Annotated in this window: 15 protein-coding genes; 11 read left to right on the forward strand and 4 right to left on the reverse strand. The window is 74.2% G+C overall.

The genetic code is table 11. The features are described 5' to 3' along the window. Window positions 1-19 precede the first annotated feature (19 nt). From PH189_RS09580 to PH189_RS09605, 6 genes are all read left to right on the forward strand, one after another. The gene (locus PH189_RS09580) at window positions 20-829 is read left to right on the forward strand and encodes an IclR family transcriptional regulator (protein WP_274188551.1); all 810 of its coding nucleotides are present in this window, start codon (window positions 20-22) and stop codon (window positions 827-829) included. Then, window positions 826-2,025 carry a CaiB/BaiF CoA transferase family protein gene (locus tag PH189_RS09585; protein WP_274188552.1) on the forward strand — a complete coding sequence of 400 codons (1,200 nt, stop codon included), beginning with the start codon at window positions 826-828 and terminating at the stop codon, window positions 2,023-2,025. The genes PH189_RS09580 and PH189_RS09585 overlap by 4 nt, the downstream gene beginning before the upstream one ends. Continuing rightward, window positions 2,022-2,888 (forward strand): HpcH/HpaI aldolase/citrate lyase family protein, encoded by an 867-nt coding sequence (locus tag PH189_RS09590; protein ID WP_274188553.1) that lies wholly within the window; start codon window positions 2,022-2,024, stop codon window positions 2,886-2,888. Before PH189_RS09585 ends, PH189_RS09590 begins: the two co-directional genes overlap by 4 nt. Continuing rightward, window positions 2,885-3,712 carry a cyclase family protein gene (locus PH189_RS09595; protein ID WP_274188554.1) on the forward strand — a complete coding sequence of 276 codons (828 nt, stop codon included), beginning with the start codon at window positions 2,885-2,887 and terminating at the stop codon, window positions 3,710-3,712. The genes PH189_RS09590 and PH189_RS09595 overlap by 4 nt, the downstream gene beginning before the upstream one ends. Continuing rightward, a complete protein-coding gene (locus tag PH189_RS09600; RefSeq protein WP_274188555.1) occupies window positions 3,709-5,130 on the forward strand; it encodes an MmgE/PrpD family protein in 1,422 nt (473 codons plus the stop codon). Before PH189_RS09595 ends, PH189_RS09600 begins: the two co-directional genes overlap by 4 nt. A 169-nt stretch (window positions 5,131-5,299) precedes the next feature. Continuing rightward, entirely contained in the window at window positions 5,300-6,583 is a 1,284-nt protein-coding gene (locus PH189_RS09605) for an MFS transporter (RefSeq protein ID WP_274188556.1), read from the forward strand. Between the two features lie 4 nt (window positions 6,584-6,587). On the opposite strand, the gene PH189_RS09610 is transcribed toward PH189_RS09605, so the two are convergent. Continuing rightward, a complete protein-coding gene (locus PH189_RS09610) occupies window positions 6,588-7,871 on the reverse strand; it encodes an RNA polymerase sigma factor (protein WP_274188557.1) in 1,284 nt (427 codons plus the stop codon). 15 nt (window positions 7,872-7,886) lie between these two features. Beyond that, complete coding sequence (locus tag PH189_RS09615) at window positions 7,887-8,306, reverse strand: YciI family protein (RefSeq protein WP_274188558.1); 420 nt, start codon at window positions 8,304-8,306, stop codon at window positions 7,887-7,889. A gap of 173 nt (window positions 8,307-8,479) precedes the next feature. On the opposite strand from PH189_RS09615, the gene PH189_RS09620 reads away from it, so the two are divergent. From PH189_RS09620 to PH189_RS09635, 4 genes are all read left to right on the forward strand, one after another. Next, window positions 8,480-10,621 carry a GAF domain-containing SpoIIE family protein phosphatase gene (locus PH189_RS09620; RefSeq protein ID WP_274188559.1) on the forward strand — a complete coding sequence of 714 codons (2,142 nt, stop codon included), beginning with the start codon at window positions 8,480-8,482 and terminating at the stop codon, window positions 10,619-10,621. Beyond that, entirely contained in the window at window positions 10,618-10,962 is a 345-nt protein-coding gene (locus tag PH189_RS09625) for an STAS domain-containing protein (protein WP_274188560.1), read from the forward strand. The genes PH189_RS09620 and PH189_RS09625 overlap by 4 nt, the downstream gene beginning before the upstream one ends. Continuing rightward, complete coding sequence (locus PH189_RS09630; protein WP_274188561.1) at window positions 10,959-11,912, forward strand: ATP-binding protein; 954 nt, start codon at window positions 10,959-10,961, stop codon at window positions 11,910-11,912. The genes PH189_RS09625 and PH189_RS09630 overlap by 4 nt, the downstream gene beginning before the upstream one ends. 229 nt (window positions 11,913-12,141) lie before the next feature. Continuing rightward, a complete protein-coding gene (locus tag PH189_RS09635) occupies window positions 12,142-12,315 on the forward strand; it encodes a hypothetical protein (protein WP_274188562.1) in 174 nt (57 codons plus the stop codon). Window positions 12,316-12,363: 48 nt separating this feature from the next. Here PH189_RS09635 and PH189_RS09640 read toward each other — a convergent pair whose 3' ends face one another. Next, entirely contained in the window at window positions 12,364-12,720 is a 357-nt protein-coding gene (locus PH189_RS09640; protein WP_274188563.1) for a hypothetical protein, read from the reverse strand. Between the two features lie 258 nt (window positions 12,721-12,978). On the opposite strand from PH189_RS09640, the gene PH189_RS09645 reads away from it, so the two are divergent. Beyond that, window positions 12,979-13,710, forward strand: a complete 732-nt coding sequence (locus PH189_RS09645) for a TetR/AcrR family transcriptional regulator (protein WP_274188564.1) — start codon at window positions 12,979-12,981, stop codon at window positions 13,708-13,710. Window positions 13,711-13,724: 14 nt separating this feature from the next. Here the strand turns inward: PH189_RS09645 and PH189_RS09650 are convergent, their stop codons facing one another. Beyond that, window positions 13,725-14,318, reverse strand: a complete 594-nt coding sequence (locus tag PH189_RS09650; RefSeq protein ID WP_274188565.1) for a dihydrofolate reductase family protein — start codon at window positions 14,316-14,318, stop codon at window positions 13,725-13,727. Between the last annotated feature and the right edge of the window lie 24 nt (window positions 14,319-14,342).

Here is a 14,342-nt window from a genome sequence, read left to right on the forward strand (position 1 = left end):
CGGTACGGAGGATGGCGACATGGCCGAGCCCGGAGGCGGGACGGAGTCGACCTCGCGCGTGGCGGACGTGCTGCTGCTGTTCGTGGAGGGGCCGTCGACGCTCGGGGTCACGCGCATCGCGCGGGAGCTCGGGCTGAGCAAGGCGGTGGTGCACCGCATCCTGCAGTCGCTGGCCGGCCGCGACATGGTCGTCCTCGACCCCGTCAGCCGGGAGTACCGGCTGGGCCCGTCCGTCGCCGCGCTCGGGGCCCGGGCGCTGCGCGAGTCGGACCTGCGCTCGGCCGCCCTGCCGTTGCTGCGCCGGCTGCGTGACGAGACCCGCGAGACGGCCACCCTGAGCACACCGGTGCCGCACGGCCGCGTCTACCTCGATCAGGTCGTGGGCCTCCACGAGATCAAGATGACCGTCGAGCTGGGCCGACGGTTCCCGCTGCACGCGGGCAGCTCCGGCAAGTGCATGCTCGCCCACCTCGACCCGGAGCAGCGCGACGAGGTGCTCGCCGCGGGGCTCGAGTCGCTCACGCCGCACACCCCGATCGACCCGGTGGCCCTGCGCTCCGAACTCGACGCCATCGCCGCCCGTGGCTGGGCCGTCTCGGCCGGCGAGCGCCAGGCCGACGCCGGATCGGTGGCCGCACCCGTCTTCGGTGTCGGCGGCGACGTCCTCGGGGCGATCTCGGTGTGCGGCCCGCGCTACCGGATGACCGACGCCGTCGCGACCGAGCTCGGGCCCCGGGTCGTGGCCGTCGCCGGCCAGATCTCCCGGCGCCTCGGCGGCGATCCGGGCCGCACCCCGGTCAGCGGAGCAGGAAGGACGAATGCCGGATGACTGATGCCCCTCCGACAGGCGCTCTCCAGGGACTCAAGGTCCTCGACGTCGCCACCCTGTTCGCCGGGCCGCTCGCCGCGACGATGCTGGGCGACCACGGGGCCGACGTGATCAAGATCGAGCACCCGCGCGGCGACCCGTCGCGCACCCACGGCGCCCAGCGCGACGGCGTCGGCCTCTGGTGGAAGATGCTCGGCCGCAACAAGCAGGCCATCACGCTGAACCTCTCGTCCCCGGAGGGGCAGGAGGTCTTCCGCACCCTGGCCGCCGACGCCGACGTGGTGATCGAGAACTTCCGGCCCGGCACGCTCGAGCGCTGGGGCATCGGCCCGGAGGTGCTGCACGAGGCCAACCCCGGACTCGTGCTCGCGCGGGTCACCGGCTTCGGCCAGTTCGGGCCGTACTCCTCGCGGCCGGGCTTCGGGACGCTCGCGGAGGCCATGAGCGGCTTCGCCGCCATCACCGGCGAGCCCGACGGGCCCCCGACGCTGCCGCCCTTCGGCCTCGCCGACGGCGTCGCCGCACTGACCACGGCGTTCGGGATCATGACCGCGCTCCGGGCCCGCGAGCAGACCGGCCGCGGCCAGGTGCTCGACATGGCGATCATCGAGCCGCTGCTCACCGTGCTCGGGCCCCAGCTCATCGCCTACGACCAGCTCGGCGAGCTGCAGCCCCGGCACGGCAACCGCTCGTCCAACAACGCCCCACGCAACACCTACGAGTGCGCCGACGGCCGCTGGGTCGCGGTGTCCACCAGCGCGCAGTCGATCGCGGAGCGCGTGATGCGGCTGGTGGGACGGCCGGAACTGATCGACGAGCCGTGGTTCGCCACCGGCGCCCGGCGCGCGCAGCACGCCGACGAGCTCGACGACGCCGTCGGCGCGTGGATCGCCGAGCGGGACCGCGACGAGGTCGTCGCCGCGTTCGAGAAGGCCGAGGCCGCCGTCGCCCCGATCTACACCGCCGCCGACGTCCTCGCCGACCCGCAGTATGCCGCGCTCGGCAGCGTCGTCACCGTCGACGACGACGAGCTCGGCCCGATCCGGTTACAGAACGTGCCGTTCCGGCTCTCCGAGACCCCGGGCCGCGTCCGGACCGCCGGCCCGCGCCTCGGCGAGCACACCGCGGAGGTGCTCGCCCGCCACGGGATCGACGCCGACCGGCTGGCGGAACTGCGGGCGGCGGGGGCGCTGTGACGGGCCCGGGGCGCGCGCGGAGCTGGCTCTACGTCCCCGCGCACCGCCCGGAGCTTCTGGACAAGGCCCTGTCCGGGCCCGCCGACGCCGTGGTGCTCGACCTCGAGGACGCCGTGCCCGCCGGGGCGAAGGAGTCCGCGCGCGACGCCGCGGTGCGGGCCGCGAGCCTGCCGCGGACCAAGCCCCTGTGGGTGCGGGTCAACGCCGTCGGCACCTCGTGGTCGGCCGACGACCTCGCCGCCCTGACCGGCACCGACCTCGACGGCGTGCGCGTGCCCAAGGCCGGCGACCCCGAGACGGTCGCGGAGCTCGCGCAGCGCCTCGGGCTGCCGCTGCACCTGCTGCTGGAGACCGCCCTCGGTGTCGAGCAGGCCTACGCGCTCGCCACGGCGCACCCGTCGGTGGTCGCGGTCTCGCTGGGCGAGGCCGACCTCGCCGCGGACCTCGGTGTCCGGCGCCCGGACGCCCTGGCCTGGGCGCGCCAGCGTGTCGTCGTCGCGTGCCGGGCCGCTGGGATCGCCGCGCCGATCACCAGCGTCTGGACCGACCTCGCCGATCCCGGTGGGCTCGAGCGCGACAGCCGCGAGGCCCGCGACCAGGGGTTCTACGGCCGCTCGGTGATCCACCCGAAGCAGGTCGAGGCCGTCCACCGGGCGTTCACCCCGAGCCTCGACGAGGTCACCGACGCCCGGGCACTGCTCGGCTCGCTCACCGACGCCACCGGCCGCGGGGAGAGCGCGTGGGTCGACGCGCGGGGCCGCTTCGTCGACCCCGCCGTCGTCGCCGGCGCCCACCGCGTGCTCCACCAGGCCGACACCCTCCCCGACACCCTCCCCGACACCCTCACTGAGGAGGACCGATGACGACCGCCACGGGCACGCGTGCCCTGATCGACGCCGTCACCGCGGGCACCCGCACCGTGGAGCTGGGGCAGCCGCTGTTCACGGGCATGCCGTGCTCGCCGAACCACCCCGGCTTCCGGATGACGCTCATCCGGCGCCACGGCGACATGGTCCGCCCCGACGGCGGCTCCGCGTCCAACGAGATCGTCGTCACCGGCGGGCACGTCGGCACCCACGTGGACGCGCTCTCCCACGTCAGCCAGGACGGCTGCCTGCACGGCGGGATCGACGCCGAGGCCGCCCAGCGGGGCGGTCGCCACAGCGAGCACGGCGCCGAGCACATCCCGGCGATGATCACCCGCGGCGTGCTGCTCGACATCCCCGCCGTGCGCGGGGTCGACGCGCTCGGCCCCGGGGAGGGCGTCACCGCCGACGACCTGGCCGCGGCCGCCCACCGCGCCGGCGCGGAGCCCGGTCCGGGTGACGCCGCGCTGGTGCGCACCGGGTGGGCGCGCCGGTTCGAGGACGCGGCGTCCTATCTCGGGCACGACACCGGCGTCCCGGGTGTCACCGAGGACGGCGCCCGGTGGCTCGCCGAGCGCCGGGTGGTGGCCGCCGGCGCCGACACCACCGCGTTCGAGCAGATCCCGGCCGGCGACGGGCACCGCGTGCTGCCCGTGCACCGGATCCTGCTCGTCGAGCACGGCATCCACATCGTCGAGCACCTCGCGCTCGAGGAGGCCGCGGCGCAGGGGCTCACCGAGTTCCTCTTCGTCCTGACCCCGCTTCGCATCGTCGGCGGCACCGGGTCGCCGGTGCGTCCCGTCGCGGTGGTCGCGGCATGAGCCCGGCACCGGCCCTCACCCCCGCCCAGGAGTTCGCCGCCTTCGCCGCCCGCACCGCCGTGCACGGGGCGCCCGACGCGCTCCGCGACGACCTCGTCGCCCGCACCGCCGACCTGCTCGGCAACTGCCTCGCCGCGCGCGACGCGGAGCCGGCGCGGGTCGTCGCCGCCGTCGTCGCCGAGTGGGGCGGGGCGGGCGCCGCGACGTCGCTCGCCGACGGGCGCCGGCTCCCGGCCCCGTCGGCGGCGCTGGTCAACGGCACGCTGGCCCACAGCCTCGACTTCGACGACACCCACCTGCCGTCGGTGCTGCACCCGTCGGCGGCCGTCCTGCCCGCGGCGCTCGCCGCCGCCGAGGCCGTCGGCGCGTCCGGCACCGCGTACCTCGACGCCGCGGCCGTGGGCGTCGAGCTGACCTGCCGGCTCGGGATGGCGGGCTACGACGAGGAGCTGGGCAACTCGGTCTTCTTCGAGCACGGCCAGCACGCGACCGCGATCTGCGGGGCCGTCGGGGCGGCGGTGGCCGCCGGGATGCTGCGGGGTCTGGAGGCCGAGGGACTGACCTCGGCGATCGGCATCGCGGCGAGCACCGGCGCCGGCATCATCGAGGCCAACCGCACCGGCGGCACCGTGAAGCGGGTGCACTGCGGGTGGGCCGCCCACGCGGGCGTCGCCGCCGCCGACCTCGCGCGGCACGGCCTCACCGGCCCGCCGACCGTGCTCGAGGGCCGGTTCGGGTTCCTGCGCGCCTTCTGCGGCGAGCGCACCCACGTCGAGCGCGTCACCGACGATCTCGGAGAGCACTGGGAGACCCTGCGTGTGTTCACCAAGCCCTATCCCTGCAACCACTTCACCCACGCGGGCATCGACGCGGCGCTGCGGATGCGGTCCGACGGCATCACCGCCGAGCGGGTCGTCGAGCTGACGCTCGGCGCGCCCGCCCCCGTCCTGCGCACGATCGCCGAGCCCGCCGAGGAGAAGGCGGCGCCGCGGTCCGGGTACCACGCGGCCTTCAGCGGTCCCTACACCGTGGCCGCCGCGCTGCTCGGCGGCGGTGGGCTCGGCCTCTCGCACGACGACTTCACCGACACCGCCGCGGCCGACCCGGCCCGGCTCGCGCTCGCCGGGCGCGTGCGCTGCGTGGCCGACGAGGAATCGACCGCGATCTTCCCGCACCAGTTCCCCGCCGTGCTCACCGCGCGCCTCGACTCCGGCGAGTCGGTGACGGAGCGGATCGTCGCCAACCGGGGCGGTCCCGACCGGCCGCTGGGCGACGACGAGGTCGCCGAGAAGTTCCGCACGAACGCCGTGCGCTCGGTGCCGGAGCAGGACGTCCCCGCCGTCGTCGACGCCGTGCGGGAACTGCGCGGCGGTCGTCGCGTCACCGATCTCATGAACCGGACGGGCGCGCTTCTCTGAGCATTGTTCCCACCAGAGGAACAGTGCGCGAAACGGTTCTCTCGACCATGAGCTGGCCTCTTGACCAGCAACATCGGTCTTGGGAACCTCGATGGACGAGCAATGACGAGAACGTTCCCTTCGGCGGAACAGTTCTTCGGTGCCGGATTCCCGACCGACAGGTGCGCTGATGCAGACACGATTCCGGTGGGCGACGATCGTTCTGATCGTCGTCCTCATCGTCATCAACTACATCGACCGGTCGGCGGTCTCGTACGCGGTGCAGCCGCTGCAGCAGGAATTCGGGATCTCCACCGCGCAGTACGGCATCATCTCGAGCGCCTTCGCGATCGGGTACATGGTCTTCGCGTTCCTGTCCGGCCCCCTCGTCGACAGGTTCGGGCCACGGAAGGTCCTGCTCGTCGCCATCACGATCTTCTCGATCGCCACGGCGCTCGTCCCGCTCGCGGGCGGCTTCGTCGGCCTCCTGCTGATCCGGATCATCCTCGGCGCCGGCGAGGCGCCCGCCTTCCCGGCGGCCACCCGCACGGTGAGCCGCTGGCTGCCCCGGGCCGAGCGCGGCTTCGCGCTGGCGCTCATCGGCGGCGTCGCGGTCTCGGGCAGCCTGCTCATCGCCGGCCCCGTGCTCACCAACCTCATCGGCGCGGTCGGCTGGCGCGGCATGTTCTGGGTCATGGCCGTGCTCGGCGTCGCCTGGGCCGCCGTCGCCATCGGCCTGCTGCGCAACACCCCGTCCGAGTCGCCGCGGGTCAACGAGGCCGAACGGGCGTTCATCGCCGCGGGCCAGGACATCGAGGAGTCGGAGAACCGGTCCGGCAGCGTCGACTGGCGCTCGCTGCTCACCAACCGCAACCTCTGGATCGTCGCCGTCGGGTACTTCTCCTGGGGGTTCATGTTCTGGGGCTTCATGTACTGGCTGCCCCAGTTCCTCTCCACCTCGTACGGCCTGTCCATCAAGGCCGTCGGCGCGTTCTCGATCGCGCCCTGGGCCGCCGGCGTCGTCGGCGCGCTGGTCGGTGGCTTCCTGGTCGACCGGGTCTACCGCCGCACGCAGAGCATCCGCAGCCGCTTCACGATCATGGGCTGCGCGCTGCTGCTCTCCGGCGCCTCGCTGATCCCGGTCTTCGTCGACCCGACGCTGACCGTCGCGCTGATCTTCATCTCGCTCGGCGTCGGCTTCGGCTTCGTCACCGGCGGCATCTGGTGGGTCGCCTCGATCGACGCGGAGCCCGGTCAGCCCGGCAGCGCCGCCGGGTTCGCCGACGCCGCGTTCGCGCTCGCCGGTATCGTCGCGCCCGCCGTGATGGGGTTCATCGTGTCGTCCACCGGGACGTTCACCAGCGGCTTCATCGTGATGAGCGCGCTCGCCGTGATCGGCGCCCTGCTGATGCTCTTCGCCACCCGCGAGCCGGCGCGCCGGGAGACCCCGGCGCGATCGGTCGAAGAGGTCTGACGGATCAGCCCAGGTCCGCGAGCTTGCGCCGCAGCAGCGACCGCTCGCGCTCGTTGCCGCACAGCTCGACGGCGCGCGCCAGCTCCCGGCGCGCGTCGTCGTGGCGTCCCAGGCGGATGAGCAGCTCCCCGCGGACGCTCGGGAGCAGGTGCGAGCCGGCGAGGGCCGGGGCGGTCACGAGATCGTCGACGATCGGCAGCGCAGCCCCCGGGCCCTCGGCCATGGACACCGCGACCGCCCGGTTCAGCTCGATCACCGGGGACGGCGCGAGCCGCCCGAGGGCCTCGTAGAGGAGCACGATGCGGGGCCAGTTCGTCTCGTCGACCGACGCCGCCCCCGCGTGGCACTCGGCGATCGCGGCCTGCAGGCCGTAGTAGCCGAGGCCCCGCCCGGCCGCCTCCGCCTGCGCGAGCGCCGCCCGCCCCCGCCGGACGGCCGCCCGGTCCCAGCGACGCCGGTCCTGGTGCTCGAGCAGCACCGGCTCGCCGTCCGGGTCGGTCCGGGCGGGGAAGCGCGCCGCGGTCAGCTCGAGCAGCGCCACCAGCGCGTGGACCTCCGGCTCGTCGGGGGCGAGCCGGGCCAGCACGCGGGCGAGGCGCCGCGCCTCGCCGGCGAGGTCGAGCCGGACCAGCTGGTCCCCGGAGGTGGCCGTCGAGCCCTCTGTGAAGATCAGGTAGATGACGCTGAGCACGGCGCCGAGGCGCTCGGCGCGCTCGGCGGCCGGCGGCACCCCGAAGGGCACGCGGGCCGCCGCGAGCGTCTTCTTCGCCCGCGTGATCCTCGCCTGCACGGTGGCGGTCGGGACGAGGAACGCACGGGCGATCTCGTCGCTCGTGAGACCGCCGACCACCCGCAGCGTCAGCGCCACCCTCGCCTCCCGGGACAGCACCGGGTGGCACGAGATGAAGATCAGCGCGAGGACGTCGTCGTCGATCTGGTCCGGGTCCCACAGCACGTCGTCGACCTCCCCCGGGTCGGAGGGCGCGCCGCCCGCGACCGCGCCGCCCTCGCCCAGGTCGCGGGCGAGGGCGGCGTACCGGTCGTCGAGGGCGGAGCGGCGACGGAACGCGTCGATCGCCCGGCGGCGTCCCGCGGTGAGCAGCCACGCCGCCGGGCTGTCGGGCACCCCGTCGCGGGGCCAGGTCACGAGGGCCGCGGCCAGGGCCTCCTGGGCCAGGTCCTCGGCCAGCGCGAAGTCGCCGGTGTAGCGCGCGAGCGCGCCGACGATCCGCGCGGAGTCGATCCGCCAGACGGCGGCGACGGCCTCACGGCCGGTGGGGTCGACCATCTCGGGGCGAGGTGATCAGAGCTGACCCGTGGCCTCGCGCCACGCCCGCTCCTTCTGGATCCACTCGTTGTCCTGCGGGAACTCGTCGATCGTCGGGACCCGGCGGACCTCGGTCTTGAAGCCCTTCCCGGTGCCCGGGAGGCGCTTCGCCCACTCCACGGCCTCCTCCTGGGACGACACGTTGAGGAGGTAGAAGCCGCCGAACAGCTCCTTGGTCTCCCCGTAGGGCCCGTCGGTGACGACCGGAGGCTCGGAGGAGTGGTCGACGACCACGCCGGTCGCGGCGTCGTCGAGCCCCTCGGCGGCGAGCAGCACGCCGGCCCGGATCAGTTCGTCGTTGAACCGGCCCATGAGGTCGATCATCTCGGTCATGTCGACATCCGCCATCGCCGCGTAGGCCTCGTCGGTGGCCCGCATGATCAGCATGTACTTCATCGCTCTCTCCCCTGGTCGGCAGGGCCTCCGTTCGACCCTCTCACCCCTGGGTCGAACGCCGTCGGCCCCGATCGACACGGGACCCGGACAGATTCCCGCGCCCTGAGACAATCACTCTTCGTCACCGATCGGGCCACTGTGCGCCGGTCACCGTGCGCTATAGGGTCCTGCGGGTGAACGTCGGCGCCGATGAGCTACTCGACGTAGTTCCCGGCGTGCTCGCCGTGACGTCCGGCGACGACCACGCCCTCGGAGCGTTGAGCCCGCTCGGCCGGCAGGTCCTCGGCGCGATCCACCTCGACACACCACTGCGCGAGGCGCTCCCGGAGCTCGCCGACGCCCTCGACACCGCCTACCGGTCCGGCAAGGCGAGCCGGGTCCCCCACGAGGCGGGACACGTCATCCGCTGCACGCCCCTCGGCGTCGGCCCGGGTCGCATCTCCGGGCTGCTGCTGCGCGTGGCCCCCGACGACGGCGACCGCTCCCGCGCCCGCACCGCCGGGTTCCAGCAGCTGACCGAGCAGCTCTCCCGCGCCGCGACGCCCGCGGAGATCGGACGCCTGACCACCACGACGGCCGCCGCGCTCATCGGGGCCGACTCGTGCATCGCCTACCGCCGCCCCGAGGGCTCCGACGTCATGGAGGCGCTGCACCACCACGGCTGGCCGGGCGACACGCACCGGCTCTTCGCCCGCGTGCCGCTGCAGCGCGGGCGGCCGATGTCGGACGCCGTCCTGGGCCGCGCCCCGGTGTGGCTGGAGGACGCCGGCCAGTGGCACGCGCGCTACCCGGAGATGGCCCCGCTCGGGGTCTCCGAGGGGCACCAGGCCACCGCCTGCCTGCCGTTGCTCGTCGAGGACCGCGACCTCGGCGCCGTGGTCTTCAGCTTCTACCAGCCCCGGTCCTTCGACACGTCCGAGCGGGAGTTCCTCATGGCCGCGGCCGCACTGTGCGCCCAGGCGCTCGACCGCGCGCGGCTCTACACGGCCGAGCTCGAAGCGCGCGGCGCCGCCGAACGCGAGCGGGACCGCATGGCGTTCCTCGCCCAGGCGAGCCGGCTGATGGAGGCGCCGCTGTCGGTGGAGGAGCGCCTGCGCCAGCTCGGCGACCTCGTCGTCAAGGGCATCGCCGACTGGTCCGCGGTGCACCTCGTCCGCGGGACCCGCGTCGAGCGGGTCACCGTCGCCCACCTCGACCCCGCGAAGATCGCGTTCATCGAGGAGCTCGAGCGGCGCTATCCGCCGGACCCGGAGGCCCCGGGCGGCGCCATCGAGGTCGCCCGCAGCGGGGTGCCGGTCGTCATGGAGGACGTGCCCGACGAGCTGCTCGTCGCGTCCGCGCGGGACGAGACGCACCTCGAGCTGATCCGGGCGATCGGGCTGCGCTCCGCGATCGTCGTGCCGCTGCTGGTGCGCGGGCGCAGCCTCGGCGCCCTGACGCTCGTGCACGCGGAGTCCGGGGAGCGCTTCACCGAGGCGGACCTGACGTTCGTCGGCCAGCTCGCCGCCACCGCCGCGGTCGCCATCGACAACGCCGCCCTCTACGAGCAACAGCGCACGGTCGCCCGCACGCTCCAGACGGCACTGCTGCCCAGCGCGCTCCCCGACGTACCGGGCGTCGAGTGCGCCGGCCGCTACCGACCGCCGGACCCGGAGCTCACCGACGTCTACGTCGGCGGCGACCTCTACGACATCCACGAGGACCCCGAGCGCGGGCGATGGGCGCTCACCGTCGCCGACGTCTGCGGCAAGGGCCCGCAGGCCGCCGCGCTGACCTCGCTCATCCGGCACACCGTCCAGGCCGAGGTGCGTCACGGGTTCGGGCCCGCGGACGTCGTGCGCCGGGTCAACGCTGCGATGCTGCGGCAGGGCGGCTCCCGCGCGCGGTTCGCGACGATGGTGCACGGGGCCCTGACCGTCGACCCGGACGGAGTGACGATCACCCTCGTCAACGGCGGGCACCCGCCGGGGATCGTCCTGCGGCACGCCCCGCCGGAGAGCGACAGCGGCGGCGCCGACGTCGAGTGGCTCGACGTCCCCGGCACACTGGTGGGCGTCTACCCCGATCCCGAGCTCGTCGAGGCCGACGTCCGGCTCGCCCCCGGCGACGCCCTGCTGCTCTACACCGACGGCGTCACCGAGGCCCGCGGACCCGAGGGGTTCTTCGGCCCCGACCGGTTGGCGTCGCTCGTCGCCTCCTTCGCCGACACATCGGCCGACACCGTCGCCGACGGCGTCCTCGATGCGATCGCCGGGTTCCAGGACGGGAAGCTCCGCGACGACGTCGCCCTCCTCGTGATCCGGGCGGCGCCATGAGCGAGGACGCCGCCCTCCTGCAGGTGACGCGCACGTCCTGCGGCGGGCGCCTGGAGCTCGTCCTGTCCGGGGAGCTCGACAACGACACGCTGCCGAGGGCCCAGGACGAGGTGTCCGCGGCCGAGGCGGAGGCCCCCGCGGTGCTCGTGCTCGACCTCGCCGCGCTCGAGTACGTCGACTCCTGCGGGGTGCGCCTGGTGCTGCTGGCCCAGGGTGCCGCCGACGACGAGAACCGCCGCCTCGCGGTGCGTCTCGGACACGGCCAGACCCGGCGCATGTTCGACATGCTCGGGATCACCGACCGCCTCGAGGTCCTCGACCGGGAGGAACCGTCATCATGACCACGGCATCCGACCCCTTCCGCCACCTCGCGGTCTTCTTCCACGACGTCGACGGCCTCGTGGCGACGCTGGCGCCCATGCTCACCGAGGCGCTCACGCGGGGTGACCTCGTCTGGGCCGCCATCGACGACCCCGCCCGCGGCGCGTTCGAACGCCGGCTCGGGAGCGCGGCGGACGACGTCGTCTTCGGCGAGCCGGCGCAGCCCTACAGCTACAGCGGGCAGACGACGGCCTCCCGCCGGGCCGACCGGCTCCGGGAGCTCACGGCGGACGGCCGCGCCGCGCTCGTCCTCAGCGACAGCAGCACCGTGGGCGGGCCCGGTCCGCGCTCGTCGGCACCCGACTTCTGGAGCGTCGTCGACGCGAGCTGCAACCTCGCCCTCAGCGGCCTGCCGGTGACGCTGGTCTGCCTGTGCGATGCCACCGGCGCCTCGGAGGACACCGAGCGCTACCTGTACTGGAACCACCCCGAGCTCTTCGACGGCTCCCACGCGAGCCCGAACCCGCGCTACCGCACCCCGGACCAGGTCCTCGCGTCCGTCCCCGCCCCGCCCGCGCCCCCGCTCGGGCCGCCGAACCACCTCGCGACGTTCGAGGGCGTCACGGCCCTGCGAGGCGTCCGGAAGGCCACGAGGCGGCACGGCGAGGAGGCCGGGCTGAGCGACGAGCAGGTCGACGGGCTCGTCCTCGCGATCGGTGAGCTGGTGAGCAACAGCATCGAGCACGGTCCCGGCCGCGGGACGCTGGCCTGGTGGACCCGGCCCGGGCAGGTCGTCGCCCAGATCCACGACACCGGGCACATGACCACCACGACGCCCGGGCTCCGTCGCCCCGACGTCCGCTCGGTCCGCGGACGCGGCGTCTGGCTCGCCCGGCAGCTCAGCGACGTGCTGCACTTCTGGACCGGCGTCGACGGCACCCACGTCCGCCTGGAGATCAGCGCCGCGTGACCCCGGGGTAAGCTCGGAGGTGACCCGGCCCGGAGCCAGCGCTCCGGATGTCGCCTCTCGGGACGGATGAAGGGCAGCGAGCTCCTCGGCGCGACCACGCCGGTGCCCGACACCGAGGGAGCCTCATGACCGTCACGTCACCACGCCGGAGCGCCGCGACGACCTCGCCCGTCGCCCAGGGCGGTGCCCTGTGAGAGCCGGACCGAAGTCCACGCCCACGGCGAACCGTGTGACCGACGCCCACGAGGTGGCTCAGGCTGCGCACCAGAACGACCAGCGCACCGCCGCCCGCGTCGTCGCGTCCCACGCCACCGGCGTCGAGGACTGCACCGAGCTGCTGGGCATGCTCGGACTCGGACGCGCCGTCGGGCTCCTGGTGGTCGACCCTCCGCCCCGACGCTGAGCTCGACGCCGCCGTCGGGAGCGGTGTCGAAGCGCGGACCGGCCCGAGTCACGCGTGGGCGACCCCGATCGGCCGGGTCGGGAGCAGGCGCGGCACCGTGTGCCGGCCCGGTTCCCGGCGCGGCGATGGGACGGGTACGGGCGCGGCTCGCGGCGCCGGAACCGGCACGGGCACGGGCACGGGCACGGGCACGGCGCGGTACGCCGTGGGCGGCGGGTAGCCCCAGCCCGACGTCGCCGTCGGCTCGCCCCTCCAGCCCGACGCCATCGCCACGGCGTGGTGCCAGGCGCTCGCCGCGAAGGGCTCGCCGAGCTCTCCGAGATCGCCCAGCCCGGCCGGCACCTGCGGCACCCATCGGGGCATGGGTGCCCAGGGACCGGGCCGGGGCGGCATCACGCGTTCCATGCCGCTGTGACGGTGCGAGGCCCTGGGATGTTCCCGGACACCTCGCATCGTCCGACGGTCCGAGCTCTTGCGACGTGCTGTAGCAGAACCCCCCCGCGATCGTTAGGCCGAACAGGCGAGGTGCGTCCTCCCCGGCCCGCCGCACCGCTCACCGAGAGGCACGTGCTGTCCACCGATATCCCCGGAACCGGCCGCTTCGGAGCACTACCGTCACGTTCTCCAGCGGTGGACGGGTGGAGCCGCGGGAGGGTGAGCGCGATGAACGCGGGTGTCACGACCTGGTGGGACGTCCCGGTCGTCGGGTGGTCCGACTCCGGCTCGTCGCCCCAGAAGCGGGGCCGGACGACCCGCCAGGCCCTGCTGGTCGAGGCCGCGCGCCTGTTCGACGAGCGCGGCTACGACGCGGCCTCGCTCTCGGACATCCTCGCCGCCTCCGGACGCACCAAGGGCGCCCTCTACTTCCACTTCCGCTCGAAGGCGCACCTCGCCACCGTCCTCATGGACGAGACAGTCGAGTCCTGGGACGTGGTGCGCAGCATGATCGCGGATCGCGGGCTCGACCCGCTGCGCACGCTCCTCGTCGAGACCGACGCCTACGTCGGCCGGTGGACCCACGACGTCGTCGTGCGGGGCGGGAGCCGGGCGATGGCCGGGGCCGCGGAGTTCGCCGACCGACAACGCGCCTGGTACTGCGACTGGGCGCGCTCGACGGCCGCCCACCTGCGGTCCGCGCTCGACCAGCGTCTGCTGCGCCCCGAGACCGACCCGGACCGGGTGGGCCGGCTCGTCGTCGCGGCGTCCTCCGGCCACCACTCGTTCGCCGAGACGATCCTCGGTCCGCCCACCTACTTCGAGCGCATGACCGACACCTGGCTCGGCATCCTGACCATCATCGCCACCACGTCGTGGCTCGCCGACCTTCGCGAGTCGGGCTGGGAGCACCGCCCCGCGCCCGACCCCGAGTGCTTCGCCCGGATCCGTGACGCCTGAGCGACCGGCCCGCGTCAACGTCCGCTGCGGTGCAGCGTGGGCCGGTAGACGAGCTCCTGGATGGCGCCGTCGAGCGTGCGGCGCTCGAGCAGCTCGAGGTCGAAGTCATCCGCACCGCCGAGGACGGGGTCGGTGCCGGTCCTCCCGGTGATCACGGGGAAGATCGTGATCTGGAGGCGGTCGACCAGGCCGGCGGCCATGAGCGCCCGGTTCAGCGACAGGCTGCCGTGCGAACGCAACGGCACATCGGATTCCTCCTTGAGCCGCCGGACGATGTCCACGGCGTCGCCGCTCACGACGGTCGCGTCCGGCCAGTCGAACGGACCGGCCAGCGTCGACGAGACCACCGTCATCGGCATGGTGCGCATCCGGTCGACCCACGGGTCGCGCACCTCCGACTCCTCGGTGCTCTCGGCCAGCATCGCCACGAACTGCCGGAACGTCGTCGCGCCGAAGACCATGCGGTGCTCGTCCTCGAACGAGGCCAGGCGGTGCTCGAGCAGCTCGGGACCCTGCTTGCCCCAGTAGCCGCCCCAGTCGCCGTCGCCTCCGTACGAGCCGTAGCCGTCGAGGCTGGAGAAGACGTCGAAGGTGTAGGTCGCGGTCATGGGTGCCTCCCTCGGGCGGGGCGA

The organism is Actinomycetospora chibensis (assembly GCF_028737215.1).
Taxonomy (GTDB): Bacteria; Actinomycetota; Actinomycetes; order Mycobacteriales; family Pseudonocardiaceae; genus Actinomycetospora; species Actinomycetospora chibensis.

Bases quoted from the DNA above. Each gene is read 5' to 3' on its own strand.
- PH189_RS09580 (WP_274188551.1), top strand. From the start codon at position 20: ATGGCCGAGCCCGGAGGCGGGACGGAGTCGACCTCGCGCGTGGCGGAC.
- PH189_RS09585 (WP_274188552.1), top strand. From the start codon at position 826: ATGACTGATGCCCCTCCGACAGGCGCTCTCCAGGGACTCAAGGTCCTC.
- PH189_RS09595 (WP_274188554.1), top strand. From the start codon at position 2,885: ATGACGACCGCCACGGGCACGCGTGCCCTGATCGACGCCGTCACCGCG.
- PH189_RS09600 (WP_274188555.1), top strand. From the start codon at position 3,709: ATGAGCCCGGCACCGGCCCTCACCCCCGCCCAGGAGTTCGCCGCCTTC.
- PH189_RS09605 (WP_274188556.1), top strand. From the start codon at position 5,300: ATGCAGACACGATTCCGGTGGGCGACGATCGTTCTGATCGTCGTCCTC.
- PH189_RS09610 (WP_274188557.1), bottom strand. From the start codon at position 7,871: ATGGTCGACCCCACCGGCCGTGAGGCCGTCGCCGCCGTCTGGCGGATC.
- PH189_RS09615 (WP_274188558.1), bottom strand. From the start codon at position 8,306: ATGAAGTACATGCTGATCATGCGGGCCACCGACGAGGCCTACGCGGCG.
- PH189_RS09625 (WP_274188560.1), top strand. From the start codon at position 10,618: ATGAGCGAGGACGCCGCCCTCCTGCAGGTGACGCGCACGTCCTGCGGC.
- PH189_RS09630 (WP_274188561.1), top strand. From the start codon at position 10,959: ATGACCACGGCATCCGACCCCTTCCGCCACCTCGCGGTCTTCTTCCAC.
- PH189_RS09640 (WP_274188563.1), bottom strand. From the start codon at position 12,720: ATGGAACGCGTGATGCCGCCCCGGCCCGGTCCCTGGGCACCCATGCCC.
- PH189_RS09645 (WP_274188564.1), top strand. From the start codon at position 12,979: ATGAACGCGGGTGTCACGACCTGGTGGGACGTCCCGGTCGTCGGGTGG.
- PH189_RS09650 (WP_274188565.1), bottom strand. From the start codon at position 14,318: ATGACCGCGACCTACACCTTCGACGTCTTCTCCAGCCTCGACGGCTAC.